15 protein-coding genes and 1 other RNA gene are annotated in these 18,368 nt (G+C 40.6%); 14 read left to right on the top strand and 2 right to left on the bottom strand.

Features of this window, described 5'->3' with window-relative positions; translation table 11 throughout:
* The first annotated feature begins 140 nt into the window (after nt 1–140).
* The 6 genes from hrpB (at nt 141) to PVK79_RS19125 (ending at nt 5,541) form a co-directional block, all read left to right on the top strand.
* Nucleotides 141–2,564, top strand: coding sequence for an ATP-dependent helicase HrpB (hrpB, locus tag PVK79_RS19150; RefSeq protein WP_257324017.1), 2,424 nt, complete (start codon nt 141–143; stop codon nt 2,562–2,564).
* Nucleotides 2,565–2,678: 114 nt separating this feature from the next.
* Nucleotides 2,679–3,023: a 5-carboxymethyl-2-hydroxymuconate Delta-isomerase gene (locus PVK79_RS19145; protein WP_182731460.1), complete on the top strand. Its 345-nt coding sequence runs from the start codon at nt 2,679–2,681 to the stop codon at nt 3,021–3,023.
* 120 nt (nt 3,024–3,143) lie between these two features.
* The gene (locus tag PVK79_RS19140) at nt 3,144–3,557 is read left to right on the top strand and encodes a DUF4019 domain-containing protein (protein WP_145241388.1); all 414 of its coding nucleotides are present in this window, start codon (nt 3,144–3,146) and stop codon (nt 3,555–3,557) included.
* Between the two features lie 415 nt (nt 3,558–3,972).
* The gene (gene bamE / locus PVK79_RS19135) at nt 3,973–4,335 is read left to right on the top strand and encodes an outer membrane protein assembly factor BamE domain-containing protein (protein ID WP_145241390.1); all 363 of its coding nucleotides are present in this window, start codon (nt 3,973–3,975) and stop codon (nt 4,333–4,335) included.
* Nucleotides 4,336–4,781: 446 nt separating this feature from the next.
* Nucleotides 4,782–5,249, top strand: a complete 468-nt coding sequence (locus tag PVK79_RS19130; protein ID WP_145241905.1) for a nuclear transport factor 2 family protein — start codon at nt 4,782–4,784, stop codon at nt 5,247–5,249.
* 100 nt (nt 5,250–5,349) lie between these two features.
* Complete coding sequence (locus tag PVK79_RS19125) at nt 5,350–5,541, top strand: DUF3185 family protein (RefSeq protein WP_182734656.1); 192 nt, start codon at nt 5,350–5,352, stop codon at nt 5,539–5,541.
* Between the two features lie 138 nt (nt 5,542–5,679).
* On the opposite strand, the gene ssrS is transcribed toward PVK79_RS19125, so the two are convergent.
* Nucleotides 5,680–5,863, bottom strand: a non-coding RNA gene (gene ssrS / locus PVK79_RS19120) — 6S RNA.
* 194 nt (nt 5,864–6,057) lie between these two features.
* Here ssrS and PVK79_RS19115 point away from each other — a divergent pair.
* The 5 genes from PVK79_RS19115 (at nt 6,058) to PVK79_RS19095 (ending at nt 11,574) form a co-directional block, all read left to right on the top strand.
* Complete coding sequence (locus tag PVK79_RS19115; RefSeq protein ID WP_257324016.1) at nt 6,058–6,621, top strand: UPF0149 family protein; 564 nt, start codon at nt 6,058–6,060, stop codon at nt 6,619–6,621.
* Nucleotides 6,622–6,652: 31 nt separating this feature from the next.
* Nucleotides 6,653–7,984: a Xaa-Pro aminopeptidase gene (gene pepP, locus PVK79_RS19110; RefSeq protein WP_257324015.1), complete on the top strand. Its 1,332-nt coding sequence runs from the start codon at nt 6,653–6,655 to the stop codon at nt 7,982–7,984.
* Between the two features lie 9 nt (nt 7,985–7,993).
* Nucleotides 7,994–9,178 (top strand): 2-octaprenyl-6-methoxyphenyl hydroxylase, encoded by a 1,185-nt coding sequence (gene ubiH / locus PVK79_RS19105; RefSeq protein ID WP_182734655.1) that lies wholly within the window; start codon nt 7,994–7,996, stop codon nt 9,176–9,178.
* Nucleotides 9,175–10,341, top strand: coding sequence for an FAD-dependent monooxygenase (locus PVK79_RS19100; protein WP_182719172.1), 1,167 nt, complete (start codon nt 9,175–9,177; stop codon nt 10,339–10,341). Before ubiH ends, PVK79_RS19100 begins: the two co-directional genes overlap by 4 nt.
* 105 nt (nt 10,342–10,446) lie before the next feature.
* Nucleotides 10,447–11,574 carry a polysaccharide deacetylase family protein gene (locus PVK79_RS19095; RefSeq protein ID WP_257324014.1) on the top strand — a complete coding sequence of 376 codons (1,128 nt, stop codon included), beginning with the start codon at nt 10,447–10,449 and terminating at the stop codon, nt 11,572–11,574.
* 41 nt (nt 11,575–11,615) lie between these two features.
* Here the strand turns inward: PVK79_RS19095 and PVK79_RS19090 are convergent, their stop codons facing one another.
* Nucleotides 11,616–12,485 (bottom strand): AraC family transcriptional regulator, encoded by an 870-nt coding sequence (locus PVK79_RS19090; protein ID WP_145241883.1) that lies wholly within the window; start codon nt 12,483–12,485, stop codon nt 11,616–11,618.
* 251 nt (nt 12,486–12,736) lie between these two features.
* Here PVK79_RS19090 and PVK79_RS19085 point away from each other — a divergent pair, with 251 nt between their 5' ends.
* From PVK79_RS19085 to PVK79_RS19075, 3 genes are all read left to right on the top strand, one after another.
* On the top strand, nt 12,737–15,370 hold the full coding sequence (locus PVK79_RS19085) for a TonB-dependent receptor (protein WP_220494549.1): 2,634 nt from the start codon (nt 12,737–12,739) through the stop codon (nt 15,368–15,370).
* 36 nt (nt 15,371–15,406) lie between these two features.
* Nucleotides 15,407–16,915 (top strand): tryptophan halogenase family protein, encoded by a 1,509-nt coding sequence (locus tag PVK79_RS19080; RefSeq protein WP_257324013.1) that lies wholly within the window; start codon nt 15,407–15,409, stop codon nt 16,913–16,915.
* A gap of 184 nt (nt 16,916–17,099) precedes the next feature.
* Nucleotides 17,100–18,359: an MFS transporter gene (locus tag PVK79_RS19075; protein WP_257324012.1), complete on the top strand. Its 1,260-nt coding sequence runs from the start codon at nt 17,100–17,102 to the stop codon at nt 18,357–18,359.
* Nucleotides 18,360–18,368 lie beyond the last annotated feature (9 nt).

Here is an 18,368-nt window from a genome sequence, read left to right as displayed (position 1 = left end):
GCTCAGTCGGTTTACTGTTTCAATAATATTTAATTTGATAACACAAAACGCCGATGTGTATTAAATATTAATAGTATCAATCGCTGCCACACAATTGTTTTTTGTTACAATGCTAACAAAGCAATTTAGGATAAATAGCTGTGCTGCCGGTTCAAGACATATATCAACAACTCGTTACTACATTACAAAGTGATCCGATTACCTTACTGCAAGCGCCGCCGGGTGCGGGTAAGTCAACATGGTTACCATTGCAGTTGATGCGCGACGGGCACTTTAAGCACATTGTCATGCTTGAGCCGCGTCGCTTAGCTGCACGTAATATTGCCAACTATTTAGCACAGTGCCAAAACGAAACCGTAGGGCAAAGCGTTGGTTTACGTATCAGGCAGGAAACCAAAGTCAGTGTTAATACCCGCCTTGAAATTGTTACTGAGGGCATGCTCACGCGTATGCTACAAAACGACCCAGAGCTCAGTGGCGTTGACCTACTGATATTTGATGAATTTCATGAGCGCTCTATTGCGGCCGATACCGCATTAGCGTTTGCATTAGAATCTCAAGCTGCACTGCGTGATGATTTAACGATTTTATTGATGTCGGCAACCCTTGATAGCGAACGCTATCAGCAGTTTTTTGATTGTTCAATTATTAGTTCCCATGGGCGTAGCTTTCCCATCGATGAAATTTACATACCCATTAAAGATGAAAGCCGCTGGCTTGACGCTATGGCCAGTATTATCAAACAAGCTTTAGTTGAACAAACAGGCAGTGCGTTAGTTTTTTTGCCCGGTCAATATGAGATCAACCGCGTACAACAAGCGCTGTCAGATTTGCCTGCAAATTGCCATGTAGTTACTCTGTTTGGTGAACAAGATAAAGCATCTCAACAAGCTGCAATTGCCCCTGCAGCAAAAGGTACTCGTAAAGTGGTGCTGACCACCAATGTTGCCGAAACTAGCTTAACCATTGAAGGTATTCGTATTGTGGTTGATAGTGGCAAGCGCCGCGCTGCTAGTTTTAATTTAAAAACTGGCGTTACTGAACTCACCACACAAAGCATTTCTCGCTCATCGGCAATTCAACGAGCTGGGCGGGCAGGGCGTATTGAGCCCGGAGTAGTTTATAGGCTTGGTTCAAAACAAACCTTTGAGCGGCGTAATAGCCATGATGCGCCAGAAATTTTAAGTGCTGATATTAGCCAATTATTATTGGAGGCAAAATGCTGGGGCGCGGAGTTAACTGATCTAAGCTTGTTAGATAGTCCAACAGCACAACAAATACAGCAAGCAACAAAATTACTGCAAATGTTAGAGGCGCTCGATAATAACAATAAATTGACCCCCCTCGGTACACGTATGCTAAGTTTTGGCGCGGATATTCGCCTAGCGCACATGCTAATTAAAGCGCAGCAACTCGAACCTCAGATGCCAGGTATTTATACATTAGCGGCGTATTTAATTGCGTTATTAGAGAGTCGGATTAGCCATGCCGCAGATTTAAGCTTAGCATTACACAGCCAACATGCTCGGCCACATCCGGTATTTAAACAGCAACTGAAATTTTGGTTAAAGCGATTAAAGCTAACTGAAGTACGCGAACTACAAACCACTTATTTGGCTTTGCTGGTGGCGTTTGCTTTTCCTGATCGATTAGCTAAAAAGCGTGGCAATGGTTACTTGCTTGCCAATGGCGCAGGTGCTGAGCTAAACAACGAGCATTGGCATAACGAGGACTACCTTGCAATTGCTTCAATGGGAGGCCAAAAAGGCAGTCGTATTTTTGCAGCTGTTGCGTTTACTCCTGCAGAGATTGAGGATGAACTGACACATTTATTTACTGCACAAACGCGCTGTGAATTTGACGAAAAAACAGGGCGCTTTATTCATCAAGATGAAGTCAAACTAGGGGCAATTACAGTTACTAGCCAACCGAGTAAACATCCGCTTGATAAAAGTGAGCGGGCGAAAGCGTGGTTAACTTTATTTCAAAAACAAGGCTTTGAATTATTTAATGAGCAAAGCAACAGTGAGCAGTTACTTATTCGTATGTGTTTAGCCAGTAATTTAGTGCCGGAGCAATTTCCTGTCATCACTAAACAAAGCTTAATCGATGACGCACAGCTTTGGTTAGGTGCTTTTCTGGAAGATATAAAAACCCTCGAACAATTGAAAAAGTTTAACTACTTTAATGCCTTGCAAAGTTGTTTTAATTGGCAACAACAAAATGCGTTAAATGATTTATTCCCGCTGAGAGTGTCAGTTCCAAGTGGCTCAAATATTCGTATTGAATATCAACTCGACGGCCCTGCAAAACTCAGTGTTCGTATGCAAGAAGTGTACGGCATGACCAGTACGCCAATATTAGCGCAAGGCAAGTTACCCTTATTAATGGAACTACTCTCACCAGCAAGACGACCTTTACAACTAACACAAGATCTTGCTGGCTTTTGGCAAACCAGCTATCGGGAGGTGCAAAAAGAAATGAAAGGTCGTTATCCAAAACACTTTTGGCCTGATAACCCCGCCACCAGTGCGGCTACGAGTAAAGTTAAAAGTAAGATGTGAAGGAGTTAGCAAGGACAAAGTTAGCAAGAGTAAAATTGACTATTAAGCAGTGTTTTATAGTTTAAAAAAAGGTAAGTTAAATACTTATTGACTGCATAAATAAGGAGTTATTTAATGCCACACTTTATTATAGATTGCTCGCAGAGTATCTTGACTCATCATGATGAAGATACCATTAATGAACAAATTCATCACACTGCAAACGCATCGGATTTGTTCGCTGAGCATGAAATTAAAGTCAGAGTAAACCCGTATAATCGTTATTTAGTGGGTAATAAACAGCACGAATTTATTCATGTTTTTGGATATATAATGGAGGGGCGAACGACTGAGCAAAAAGCTGAATTATCAAAAGCGATAGTGACTAAACTTACTCAGATGTTCCCACATATCGACAATATTGCAATGAATGTCAGTGACTTTGAAAAGGCAACATATTGTAATAAAAGCCAGCTTTAAGCAGAACATAGTGAGCGATGCTTCGACAGCGCAGATTGTTTTTTGAAAATCATTTATGGCAAAGTTGAACAGTGATTTTGTGCTTGAGGCAAAATAACTTGATAGAAAAAAGGACTCACCATGAAAAATATAATTGTTGTTTTATGTTTATTTATAAGCACATTAACGTGGTCTCAGACGCTAAGGGTTGTTGATGTATCAACAGAAATCGCCCCTGCGACTAGCTGGTTAGAAGTTGTTGATAGTGGTAAATACGCAAACAGTTGGCAGCAGGCTGGGGCGTTTTTTCAAAAAAATGTACCGCAAGCGCTTTGGGTATCTAAGTTAGAGCAAGTTCGTACGCCGCTAGGTGCTGTTACATCTCGCGAAGGTATCAGTCGTCAAGTGTTAACCTCAATACCGCAACTGCCCGACGGTGATTATGTGATTTTAGAGTTTCAAACTGATTTTGAAAATAAAGCACAGTCGATTGAAACCGTGACATTAAAAAAATCTGCTGAGCAATGGCAAGTGATTGGTTATTTTATCCAGTGAATTAACCTATTATTACTACAGCTGTATTTTTTAACGAAATAAAAAATATAAAATAATTATTAAAAATTGGAGTTTACAAAAATAAAATAATGATAATGACATTTATTGTTGCTGATGTTGCATTAATTTACTTTAGTTGTGGATTGTTGTGCTCTACTAGTGAGTAAGTTATCCAAATGAAATCATGGTATAAAATGGTTGCTATAGTGGGTTGGAAAGTAATATCTAATCATAAGTGGGATTGAAATATTTATAATTATAGTATTTGTTTTTTATTTTATTATACATTTTTACTGATTAATTTTTTATCTTTAATATGTTTCCATTTGGGGTTGATATTTTATTTTTTTTGTTCATAATTAACGCGCTTAATCGCGTTGAAATGGAATTTAAAAGATAATTATTAAGGAATGACATGAAAAAGATATTATTAACAATTGCAATGGCGTTTGTTTTGGCCGCATGTAATAGCACCTCACAAGGCCGTGATTTTGATATGGAAGTTGTAAAAGGCTTCAAAAAAGGCGAAACAACTCAAGAGCAAGTCAAAGAAGCGATTGGCGACCCTATGGGCGTTAATGATATAGGTAATGACGAAGTTGTATGGACATACAGCTACAGCGAAGGTCAAGGCGGTGGTGTAGGCTTTATTCCATACGCAGGCCATGTCGGTGGTTCTCAAAATGAGACAAAGAATGTAACAATCCGTTTTAATGCTAAAGGCATTGTATCAGGTTTATCATTCAATGAATCAGCAGGTAGTTCTTCACACCTATAACTCGTTACTATCTATTTCAACGCATTTCTATTACGGCTGCTTAGCAGTCGTAATACCCCTATTATTTATCCTCTCCCTAAATCAATCACTTTTTTATATTAAATGGTCATTAAGTTTTATATTTATTTTAAAGTAAATTATAGGCTGGTTGTTAGTCTAATGACTTTTTATTTAAATAAGTTATTGAGTGTGTTAATTTTATTATGCATTGAAAGTGCCGGTGAACATTAAAATAATTTAATTAAAAAGGTATGGGTCTTAAGTTGTAGAAGATTCGCTACATGCTTACTGAGATTGTCCAGAACAAGCCAGCCTTTTAGATGATATTTTATAAGAGTATTTTATAAAACCATCCGGCGAAGCGTGATTTATTATAAAAAGACTATACATTTTAGTTTGTTGCTGTTTTGATAGAGTGATAATTAAACACAATGCAAGAGAGCATAATGAAATACGTTACTTTTTTATTGTTAGCTGTTATCGCAACTTTTAACTTACATGCAAAAGACGAAAATAACGAACTAGAAGGACTCGCCCAGCAATATTTTTCCACCATGACGGCAACTCAGGCGCCTAAAGCTAGCAGTAAAGAACTAGAAGCTTTTTTAGCGTTACTCACTGACGATGTTGCTAATCAACACCTACCTTATCAAAGCGATGATTCTCGTTCACCTGACGGTAAGGCCATGATGCGCAAAGGTATGACTTTTTATCTAGGTGCCCACACTGAATATGAAGCAAAGTTACTTGATACTTTCATATTTAATAATACCGCGATTGCGATTCGTTACACGCAACACGCGAAAGGTGTGCACCCGCAAAACAAGCAACTGATTGAATACACCCAAACGTTGATGGATGTTCTGGAAATTGAAAACGGTAAGATTGCGGTGATCCGTAAATACCATGAGTAATTTTTAAATAGCGGTGTGAAGGTTATTTTTAGTTTTTGCTTAAATCAATATCTTAGCGTATTTTTAGAGATTACCTCTGTTAGCTTTAATAGGAATTAAAATGAATAAAGTAATTGGTATTGTGCTGATCTGTATTGGAGCTGCACTGGCTTTTTGGGGTTATGACGTTTATGACTCTGCAAGTGCGCAAATTACGCGAACTTTTAGTGGTGATACACCCATTGAGGCTTGGGCTGGAATGGTCGGTGGTGTTGTCTGTATCGTATTGGGTGCGCTGAGAGTTAAAAATTAACAGTAACTGATTCTTTTAAGATAAATGATCTAACTTGAAGAACTACTTACATTTACGATGGTATTAAATACTTTTGGCTCATATTATTATTAATGGTTTAAAGCACAACAGCAGATAGTATAAAAGAAGGTAAGAAAGGTGTTCCCCAAGTATGCGGCACTCGGTGTCAGTCCTGAAACCATAAGGTCTCAGGGCGGGAATCTGCGGTTTGCCGTAGGCTTCTCGGTACATGCCGAGCTTGCACAATAGCAGACGAACAGAAACCCTAACATAAAATTTATCGGCTCAGGGACTTAACCAAGCTCCAACACCCTAGGGAACAAATTCAGTATATAAGACATAAGCCAATCCTTACACCCCAAATTCAAAATAATTATACTGTTCGAGTGATTTTCCAGCACTGGTAACTGGCTATTTACTTTTCGGATTGCTTTTTGACCTCAATCATACTTTTCATTGGAGTTGCTATTTATCGAGTGGTAGCATTGACTTAATTAGCCAAGCGAAGATCTCAGCATGAACGAATTACCAGATTACCAACAAGCCCAATTACTATTGGAAAAAAACGAAATATTTGTCACTCCTTCAGAAGCACACGGCGTGATCAGTGGATTATTAGCCTGCGGCTTGAGTATTGAAGCCAAAGAATACTTAGGCTTATTAAGCGATGTGTTTAATGATGGCCAAGCATTTAGCCATGATCTGAAAGAATTTTTTGCCATTATTTATAAGCAAGTTGTAGAAAGCTTTAACAACGAAGAGTTTCAATTTGATTTATTTTTACCAAGTGATGACGAAACCTTAGTAGATCAAGCGAATGGTTTAGTGTCATGGGTCGCTGGGTTTATGCTTGGTTTTGGCTTAAAGCAAAAAGATTATGGCAAGTTATCAGCTGATGTAAAAGAAGTGATCAGTGATTTTAGTGAAATTACGCGTTTAGATACCATGTTTGATGAAACCGAAGAAGACAGCCAAGCATTGCACGAAGTAATTGAATATGTGCGAGTTTCTGCGCTGTTGTGTTTTGCTGAACTTGGTCAAGAGCAAACGCCAAAAAGCACTAAAAAAACACTTCACTAAGTTAAAATTAACAGTATAAACAGGGTTTATAATGCCAACAGTTAAAATAGAAAAAGCAGAGTTTAAAGCACGCAGAGATCGTTTACTTGCCATGATGGAACCAAACAGTGTGGCTATCATTCCAGCGGCAAGTGAAGTAACCCGCAGCTGTGATACTGAATATGCGTTTCGCCAAGATAGCGACTTCTTCTACCTAACTGGCTTTAATGAACCCGATGCAGTGTTAGTGCTTTGCCCAAGCAGCGATACACCGAGTACGCTGTTTTGTTTGAACAAAGATAAGCTGGCGGAAATTTGGCATGGTCGTCGTATTGGTTTTGAAAAAGCTAAAAAAGATTATTTATTCGACCAAACATGTGCACTGAGTGAACTAACTGAACAATTATTGAATTTGGTGAACGGCCAGCAGATTTTATTTTATGCACAAGGTACTTATCCACAGTTTGACGATAAAGTGTGGGCGTTATTAAATACGCTGCGTGGCGCGCCTAAAAAAGGTTATAAAGCGCCACATACGATTAAAGATATTCGTGGTTTAGTGCACGAAATGCGTTTATTTAAATCACCTGCTGAGGTGAATATTATGCGCCAAGCGTGTGAAATAAGTGCCCAAGGACATATTCGTGCTATGCAGTTTGCAAAGCCAGGCGCTACCGAATATCAGCTAGAAGCCGAGCTTCATCATCATTACGCTATGCATGGTGCGCGTCATCCCGCCTATGGCACCATTGTCGGCGGTGGCGATAACGCCAATATATTGCATTACACTGCTAACAGTGATGTGCTGACCGACGGTGATTTAGTGCTGATTGATTCTGGCGCTGAACTGCAAGGTTACGCGGCAGATATTACGCGTACTTTCCCTATTAATGGGCAATTTAGTCAACCTCAAGCTGAGCTTTATAACATTGTTCTAGCGGCGCAAGCAGCAGCGTTTACTGAAGTAAAGCCCGGTGGTAGCTTATCAAAGGCTAATAAATTAGCGATGACAGTGCTCACCCAAGGCTTAGTTGATTTAGGTATTTTGCAAGGTGAGTTACAAGAGTTACTTGATAACCAAGCATGTAAAGCATTTTATATGCACGGCCTTGGTCATTGGCTTGGCCTTGATGTGCATGATGTAGGCGACTATAAAAAAGACGAAAAAGAACGCCCATTTGAAGCTGGTATGGTACTCACTATTGAACCTGGCTTGTATGTTAGCCTAGATGCGCAAGCACCTGAGCAATATAAGGGCATTGGTATTCGTATTGAAGATAACCTGTTAGTGACCGAGCAAGGCCACGAAAATCTTACCTTGAGTGTGCCAAAAAGTATCAGCGAGATTGAAGCGTTAATGCAAAAGCAAGCAATTAACCGCTAGGAGCATAACGTGGCAGAGCAGTTTGATGTTGTTATTATCGGTGGTGGCTTAGCGGGTGCCAGTTGTGCGCTGAGTCTTGCGAAACATGCGCCGCAATTAACGATTGCGGTGGTTGAAGCAAATCAACCAAGCACTGAACACCATCCTAGTTTTGACGACCGAAGTATCGCCTTAGCACAACAATCGGTGCAATTTTTACAGACCATTAATGCCTTTGATATTGATGCCTCATTTGCTGCGGCAATTAAAAAAGTGACCGTGTCGGATCGCGGTCACTTTGGTAAAACGCAGATCGATTGTGCGCAGTTTTCACAGTCAGCTCTAGGTTATGTTGTTGAGGTAAATCCGTTTGGTCGTGCTTTACATCAACAACTTGCAGCTACCCAAGTGGTCATGTATTGCCCTGACAGTGTTGCAGATATTACCTATCATCATGACTTTGCAAGTATTACTTTGCAGTCTGGTGCTCAACTTAATGGCCAATTAGTGGTGATTGCCGACGGTGCACAATCGGCTACTCGCCAGCTGGCAAAGATCAATTTTACTCCTGAGCCTTATTCACAAGGGGCGATCATTGCCAATATTGAAGTGGCAGGTGGTCATCATAACCATGCTTTTGAGCGCTTTACTGAGCATGGACCAATGGCATTACTCCCGATGAGTAATAACCGTTACTCGTTAGTATGGTGTATGGATAAAGCCGATATTGACGCGCATATGCAGCTTGACGACAGCGCTTTTGTAAGTGCTTTGCAAACTGCATTTGGTTATCGTGGCGGGCAATTTACTAAAGTCGGCATGCGTGCAAACTATCCACTGGTGTATGGTCGTGCAGAGTCATTAAGTGCTCACCGTACGGTACTAATTGGCAATGCAGGGCATGCGATTCATCCTATTGCAGGGCAGGGCTTTAATTTAGGCCTGCGCGATGTGCAACTTCTATGTGAATTAGTAAATAGCGAATTGGCAATTGGCAGTTACCTATTTACCCGTGAATATGCCAAACAACGTAACCAAGATATAACCACTGTAATGACGTTAACAGATTCTTTAGTGCGGTTATTTTCAAACTCATCACGAATACTCGCATTTGGTCGCAGCTGTGGTCTATTCTCCATGGATTTGTGTGCTTCTTTAAAAACACCTTTAGCTAAGCAATTAATGGGTCAGGTTAAACAAGGTAAACGACTATGAAACAGACACAAGTATGTGTTGTGGGGGGCGGCTGTGTTGGCTTAACCCTCGCGCTGGGGCTTGTTAAAGCCAATATAAGTGTAGTAGTAATTGATGCTGCAGCAAAACAAGTATTGCCAGGCGATGAATACGCTTTGCGCGTAAGTGCACTGAGCCTTGCCAGCCAACACTTGTTTGAATCTTTGCAAGTGTGGCCTGAGATCATTGCTCAAAGAGCACGCGCCTATACCCATATGGATGTGCGCGACCAAGATAGCTTTGGCAAAATTGCTTTTAACAGCGATGAACTGGACCTTCCTCATTTAGGTCATATTGTTGAAAACGACATCATTCGTTATGCACTGATCAATGAATTAGAACAATACAGCCAAGCAACGCTTATGTTTGATACACGCTATCAACAAATACACCAAAGTGACAATGACGTCTTTATAACCTTAGACTCTGGTGAGCCAGTTATAGCCAAGTTATTAGTGGCAGCCGATGGCGCAAATTCAGCGATTCGGAAACAGTTTAATTTGCCCATTACGTTTAAAGATTATGATCATAACGCCATCGTTGCGACGGTAAGAACCACTGAGCCACATAATAATACTGCGCGCCAAGTATTTTTACCTACTGGACCACTGGCGTTTTTACCGCTGCCAGATGCCAATACGCACTCAATTGTATGGTCAACCAGTCCTGCGCATTGCCAAACGTTACTAGCCATGGATGATAGCGATTTTAATAAAGCAGTTATGGCAGCCCTTGATGGCCAATGCGGTTTATGTGAGGTACAAAGTGCGCGCACAGCGTTCCCTTTGAAAATGCGTTACGCGCAGCAATGGGTGACAGGTAAAGTGGTATTAATGGGCGATGCCGCACATACCATTCATCCGTTAGCAGGACTTGGTATGAACTTAGGCCTTAAAGATGCCGCTTACCTTATTGAGCTGTTAACTGCTGACAATAAAGAGTTTGCCAGTAATCGACTATTGCGTGATTACGAGCGTACCCGCAAGCTTGATGCACAAAAGCATATTGCCATGATGCAAGGCTTAAAAGAATTATTTGCAGGCGCTAACCCACTTAAAAAACTGGTACGTGGTGTGGGTTTAAGCTTGGTTGATAACTTAGGCCCAATTAAGCACCTGTTTGCCAAGCAAGCGATAGGGAAGTAGCAGAGATTCATTTTGTTTGATTAATACCTAAATTGCATTGCTTCGTATCAGTCGATGGCTAAATAGCATGCAATATTAATTAGGTGTTAATTAATGGAGAACAAAATGAAAAATAAAACGGCAGTAACGCTATTGTGTGCAAGTTTATGCTCAACTTACAGCTTTGCAGATGACGACAAGGTTATCTATTTAACGTTTGATGATGGCCCGATTAATGCCACCTCAGGGCTAATTGATGCTTTAGATGAGGCACAAATAAAAGCGACATTTTTTATCAATGCTTTTCACATGTATGGTGAAGGCGATGAAAATGAACAACACTCACAATTAGCATTAGCTAAGCTTTTAAATAGCGGTCACCTTTTAGCTAACCATAGTTATGACCATATGTTGCATAATTGCACGGATGGAGAGCGCTCTGGTGCTGTTTATTGTAACGAAGTTGGTTTATGGCCAGTTAAATCCTACCAAGATGTAAGTACCGATTATGATTACTTTGAGCTTAATACTCAAAAGGTCTTGGCGTTATTACCTAATGCAGAAAGCTTCCCAAACTTTAAAATGAGAACAATGGCACGCTTGCCGTATACCAATGCGTGGCGTGTTACGAAAACTTTTAAAGGTGATGGTTTATGCGCAACATCTGATAATTTACCACCTTGGGATCCAGCTTTTTCTTGTGATCCACAGGTTTCTACCAATAGCTCACAAGTCGCAGTAAAAATATCTGATAAATTAGCAAGCGAAGACTATAAGGTTTATGGTTGGGATTTTGATTGGGGCCCAGTGAACTGGGGCGTTGATTACCCTGCAGAAACAATGGCAGATGGTATTCAAATGGTCGAAAGCATTAATCAAATCGTCAATACTTGCCCTGGCAAAACAATGGATCCTGTCAATAGCCGCACGCAAAACTTAGATTGCAGCGATGGATTAGCAGCGAATAAAGTAGTGATACTCACCCATGACTTTTTGTTTGAAGATGGTCCGCGCGGGCTAGGTGCGACGATTAACTTGCCCAAAATTAAAAGCTTTGTTGAGCACGCAAGAGCAGAAGGTTATCGATTTGATACACTTGATAATTATGCGCCTCAATGGCAACAAAACAGGCAATACGAAGCTACTAATTTTGTAAGTTATCAAGATAAAATTTATTCTGTGTTACAAGCACATTATTCCCAAAGTAATTGGCAGCCTTCAAACACGCCTGCATTGTGGTTACTTGAAAAATAACGGTATTTATAAAAGGTAGGTAGCCCTACCTTTTTACTCTTTCACACTAATGATTTTTGTTTTAAGCGCTTTCTAAATTGGCTTGGTGTTGTCCCTTTTAGTGTTAAAAAGCGGCGATTAAAGTTAGAGGTATTTTTAAACCCACATTGATCGCTGATAGCCGTAATAGCGCGGTTAGTATTGATCAATAGCTTACAAGCTTGACCAATTCTTAACTGGTTAATAAATTCTGTTAAAGTGCGTTCCATGCGCTTTTTAAAAAAGCGGTGAAAGTGGTTAGTGCTCATATGCGCCATGTTAGCTAATTGTTCTGCGCTTAAGCCCTCAGTGTAATGGCGATAAATATAATCAATCACTTTATCAAATTTATCTTTTGCGGGATCAGTTTTATTAGTGTAGCAAAAACTCGCGCTAGAAAGCTGCTGAGGGACTGCTTCTTGGCTCATTAAATACAGTAATTTAAATAAACCTAAATATTGCTCAAAAGGGTTACTGACCTCGATTTTTTCAAAATATGATTTCGCTATCATCGCTGTTTTAGTCGAGAATTTAAGGCCTTGTCGCGCAGCGATTAATAACTCTTCAAGTATGGCAAATTCAGGGTGACTAGTAATTTGCTGACTAAGCCATTTTTTTGGAATTTGTGCAACGTGAACAACTTGTACACTGTTATCTATATTCGGTGACGATTGCCAAGTATGGGGCAAATCAGCACCAAGGATCACTAGATCAAGTTCGCCATAAGGAGCAATGTAATCGCCAATATGGCATACCCCTTGACTGTTTAAAGTAAGGCAAATCTCAAAGTCTGGATGGTAATGCCAATTAAATGGAATGTAATCAAGCGTATATTTACAATAGCGCCACGATGAATTGGTATTAGGAATGACTTTTTCACACATTGCCCGCATGACGACCTCCTTATTTATTTTAGTCCCTATATTGAACAATTTTTAGCAGTCTAAGTAATACTTTTCAATTCACTTTTAGTATTAATCTATTGCACGCGATTCTTTGCTAACAGGACATTGAACATTTTGCCATCAAAATTAACATTCCTTTGATAGGAAAGTACCGGATAAAGTGTCAATTGTACTGCTTAACACGAATGCGGCGCGATACCCTAGTAACGCTTTCAATAACAATAAATAGGGGACTAGGAATGAAAAACATCAACAAAGCATCGCTTAAACTATCGACATTGGCGATATGTATCTCAGCACTATACGTCAGTCCAATGGCATTAGCTGCAGCTCAAACTCAAGCTGACAGTGATATAGAAACCATTGAAGTGCGTGGCATTCGTCGCTCTTTAGAAGCGTCAATGAACACTAAGCGTTTTGCAGATGGAGTGGTAGATGCCATTACCGCAGAAGATATTGGTAAATTTCCGGATAAAAACATTGGTGATGCACTACAACGTATTTCAGGAGTGACGGTTGACCGCCAATATGGTGAGGTAAATGGCGTAACTATTCGTGGTACTGCACCAGAGCAATCAAGAATATTACTCAATGGTCAAACAGTAGCAAGCACCTCATGGTACGATTTAGGCCCAGCGACACGTACTTTTAATATGGAATTGTTATCAGCAGAGCAAGTGTCGGGTGTGCAAGTGTATAAAACACCGGAGGCAGATATCGAAGAAGGAGCACTGGGAGGAACCGTTAACTTAACGACTCGTAAACCTCTGGAGTTAGATGCAAATACGTTACTGCTCTCTGCAGAGTTGGCACAAAGTTCATTGTATGATGAGACTGATCCTGGTGCATCAATTCTTGCTAGTTGGAAAAATGAAGATGAAAAATTTGGTATTTTAGCTGCGTACTCTTATGAACAATTAACTTCAGGGCGCCATGTACTTGAGTCTATTGGCGGCTACTATGAGTACTTTGCAGAAAACCAAGCAACAGGACAAGAATCGACAGTCGGTGCATGGAGTTTAGGTTCGCAAGCATTTAAGTCTGAGCGTGAGCGGACCAGCGCGCAATTAACCGCGCAGTTTGCACCAACCGATAATATGGAGTTTGTGCTTGATTATTTTCGTTTTGAATTTGATAACCCGCATGTAAACCATAACTTTCTGACGGTTGGCGCCCGTGGTGCGGGTTCTACTAATGTAACCAACAATGCATTAGGCGGTACCGAGCAAGCAACTATATTACCTGCATATGCTTCTATTATTTATAATCCAGTAGTGCGTAATGCCGTTAATATGAAAGCTGATGTACTAAACCTAACTGGTAAGTTTCAAGGTGATGGCTTTGAACTCAGTGGTGTAATTGGAAAATCAACATCAGATGGCGGCACGCAATTTGGCGCATCTTCATGGTGGATCCCAGCCTCAGATGAAGGAGGTAAAATAGGTGATCCTGCATTTCCTAATGGACAAAACAGCACTGATGGTGGTTTTACTTATGATGCTACTGGTCCTTATCAAGTTTGGCTAACTTCGCTAGATGCTACCGATGCAACGCAATTTAAACATGCGCAAGAAGCAAATTTTGATACCACAGTGCAAGAGCATGATGTGAGTTATGCTCAAGCTGATGTTAAATTTGAGTTAGATGGTAATTTCTTTACTGCAATCAAGACCGGCATTAAATTTAATAGTAGCGAATTTTCGCGCATTGCATTTAACCGTAATCCAGACGAAGTACTTGGTTTTGTTCCCGATGGTAATTTATCAAATTGGAGTGATGGCGTATTAACTGGGCTGCATTCACAAAGCTCTGGTCATACGCTTGATGCATATGCCTCACTTGATACAGATAAATGGTGGGATTTCATTAGCGGTAAATATGCAGCTGGCGAACTGACCGAAGTCGCTAACTTAGGTAATACTTTTTCAGTGGATGAAGATATGATCGCCATTTACGCGAAGGCTGATTTTAGTGGCGAAAACTACCGAGGTAATATTGGTTTACGTTACGTTGAGACTGAGCAAACATCGAGCGGCTACGCCGACGGCGCGGTTTTCAAAGAGACGGTCGATTATAATAACTTACTCCCTAGCGTAAACTTTGCTTATGATTTATCGGATGACATTATTATTCGCGCGGCAGCATCACAAGTTATGTCTCGCGCAAACTACAGTGATTTAAAACCCGGCTTAGCAATTAATGCCAATTTTGGTAGCGCCACAGGGGGAAATCCTGATCTAAAACCCTATGAAGCTAACCAGGGCGATATTGCTATAGAGTATTACTTTACAAGCGCTTCTATGGCATCAGCAGGATTTTTCAGCAAACAAATTGATAACGTTGTTTTTTCGACTGAAGCGGTTGAATTTGTAGATGGCTGTGGCGCCAGTCCAGATCTATATGAGCAATGCCGTGTTACTCGTCCTCGTAGTAACGGCGAAGGCTCTGTAAATGGTATTGAACTGCAACTACAGCATAGCTTTGCTAACGGTTTTGGGGTGGTGACTAACTATACGTACGTAGACAGTGAAACAACCACGCCAGATGGCTCAAAAGAAATGGTACCAGGTGTTTCTGAAAACAGTTTTAATGCATCAGTGTTCTTTGAGAACGATATTATCAGCACTCGTTTAGCATATAACTGGCGCAGTGAATGGATTGGTGTTGGTGCAGCCCAAGCAGTTAAAAACGATAACTATCAACAAATTGATGCGTCAATCATCTGGCATGCCATGGAAAACTTAGATGTTAGCCTTGAAGGCGTTAACTTAACCAATGAAGTGGTGCAATCGTACGATACTAACTTTGCTTTAACGCAAAATACTATCGAGTTTGGTTCACGTTATTACCTTGGTGTAAGTTATAAATTCTAATGGAGATAGGCCGCCACTTGGCGGCCTTTTTTAGTTATGGCTATCATAAATAAATTAGTAATTTTAGGCGGTGGTAGTGCGGGTTGGATGTGCGCTGCGTATTTATCAAAGCAGCATCTTGAATTAGCTATTAGTGTTATTGAATCGAGTAAAATTGGCAGTGTTGGCGTTGGTGAAGGTTCAACACCACACTTAAAAAACTTTATGGATTCACTCGGTATTAGTGAACAACAATGGATGCCCAAGTGCGATGCAAGCTACAAAGCAGGCATTTACTTTAATAATTGGAATGGCGATGAACGTTGTTATTTCCATCCATTTTATAGCGACATGGATGAAAAAACTGCCGAAGTTTATTTTGTAAACGCTAATGCCCGAAGGCGCGGTAATGGCGATTGGCAAGCCCCAGATGAGTATTTTTTAACAGGCCATATCGCAAAACAAAATTTAAGTCCAAAAGTACATACACCTATGCTCAAAGAGCAAACTTATGGTTATCATTTTGATGCCATAAAATTAGCGGGTGTGCTAAAAGCCTATGCACAAGAGAATGGGGTTGAACACATTGATGGTGAGTTTAGCCACGCGCATATAAAGAACAATGGCAATATAGCTGATATTACGCTGGTTGATGGACGACAAATTAACGGCGACATGTTTATCGATGCCAGTGGTTTTAATGCACTGTTAATTGAGCAAACACTGGGTACACCTTTTAATTCATTTGCTGATGAACTACTTAACGACCGTGCTGTAGCCGTGGCGACGCCAATTTCTAGCGATGCTGTGATGCCATGTGCCACTCAATCTACGGCGTTAAGTGCCGGTTGGTGTTGGCAAATTCCGCTCACTAGCCGTATCGGTAATGGCTATGTATATAGCTCAAAACATATCACTGATGAGCAAGCCCAGTATGAGCTTGCCCTGCAATTAAACATAAATCCACAAAATAGCGCGTTTCGGCATTTAAAAATGAAAGTCGGCTGTATGCAGTCTGCATGGCAAAGCAATGTCATGGCTATAGGGTTGGCGCAGAGCTTTATTGAGCCCATCGAAGCGACATCTTTGATGGTTACTCAACATAGTATTAAGTTATTTAGCCAAGCCTTAACAAAGCTAAAAAACAACGAGCAGTCATTAAAAGTAGCTGAACACGTCAATCAACAACTCCATCAATTAGTGTATGGCATTAAAGATTATGTGGTTGCGCATTATGCAACTAGCTTACGCACCGACAGTGAATACTGGCTTACAGCCAAGCAACTGAATCACAGCTCTAGTGCTTTAAAGTCTTTACTAAAAGCATGGCTTAATGGCGATGATTTTGATGCGTATTTGTCAAAGCTTACCCAACAGCAAGTTTATTTTAGACCTAGTTGGTATTGCTTACTTGGTGGCATGGACTACCAAAGCTCGCTGTGCCAGCAGTCATTTGAACCCGCTTGCGCTGCAATTTGTAATGGCGCAAAAATGTATTTGCATGAACTGTGTAATAAGCATTGTAAACCACATGCAGAGCAACTACATGCAATGAAGACTGCATAAAGTGAGTTGAAAAGTATCAACAAGCCGTAGAGTAGTGCCGCATAACTCATTTTATGATGGCAGACTTAGCTAATTAAGAGTGGTGATTAATTATTCCCTTGAATCATTTTGTTTGTATGCCCACGAACAGATGGCTATCACCACTCTATTTATTTTTAGAATGAGACTTTCAGGTAGAACAATTATGAAAAGAAATTATTTGATAGTGCTACTAGTACTGGTTACCTTTTTTGTTATTTCATTTATAACGAACTTATTAGCGCCGATATTTCCGGCTCTGATCCAAAGCTATAATATAGGTTTAACCCTTGCTGGTTTTTTCCCATTTGCATTTTTTATCGCGTATGGAGTGATGTCGATCCCCGCAGGGTTGTTAGTGCAAAGCTTAGGTGAAAAAAAGGTCATGCTCATAGCATTCTCACTGGCATTATTTGGCAGTGTGTTATTTGTTAGCTTGCCGATTTTTGCTGTTGCAATGTCAGCATTATTTTTGATCGGTACCGCCATGGCTCTATTGCAAGTGGCAATTAATCCGTTACTTAGAGCCAGTGGCGGCTCTAAACATTTTGCGGTTTTTTCGGTCGCAGCCCAGTTAATGTTTGGTGGTGCAGCGACCTTATCACCGCTGGTATATAGCGCGCTTGTTAAAGCAGATTCACAAGCACAGAGCCAAAACTGGTTATTGCAATTAGTACCCGCCGATATGACTTGGCTAAGTATGTACTTATTATTTGCACTGTTATGCACAGTGATGTTGGTGGTTATTAGCGTGTTACCGATAAAACACAACACCCAAGCAGAAAATCCGCAACAAGGCAGTATCAAACAAAGCTTACAATTATTTAAAGACCCCACCGTGATCAAGTTCTTTTTTGCCATCGTGGCTTATGTGGCGCTTGAGCAAGGAGTGGCTAATTCAATTTCAGTATTTTTACAAACCTATCACCAACTTGACCCAAATACAGGCGGAGCACAGATAGTGAGTCAGTTTTGGCTATCACTGACATTAGGCTGCTTATTGGGCATCGTGCTGTTAAAACTCTTTGATGCTAAACATGTGTTACTTACTTTTAGTGTTGGTGCGGCGGTTAGTCTATTTACCGCATTATTTGCACATACTGAGCTGGCATTATGGGCGTTTCCTGCGGTTGGGTTTTTCTTATCAATTATGTGGTCGGTGATATTTTCGTTGGCATTAAACTCAGTTGCAAAAGGGCATGGCACTGTATCTGGTATTTTATGCACAGGGATTGTCGGCGGTGCATTTGCCTCGCCTATTATTGGTGCGGTGAGTGAGCTTACAGGTAGCTTACAAATATCACTATTACTGCTGTTAATGCCGCTTGGTTATATTTTTAGTGTCGGTATTTGGGCTAACCCACTGATTGCTAATCACACGCTTAAAAGTAATCCACAGGCAGCAAAGCTTGCTGAAAGTAACTAATGACAAAAG

The sequence above is a fragment of the Pseudoalteromonas rhizosphaerae genome (assembly GCF_028885455.1).
GTDB lineage: Bacteria > Pseudomonadota > Gammaproteobacteria > Enterobacterales > Alteromonadaceae > Pseudoalteromonas > Pseudoalteromonas rhizosphaerae.
This window is presented reverse-complemented; position numbering and strand designations above follow the sequence as displayed.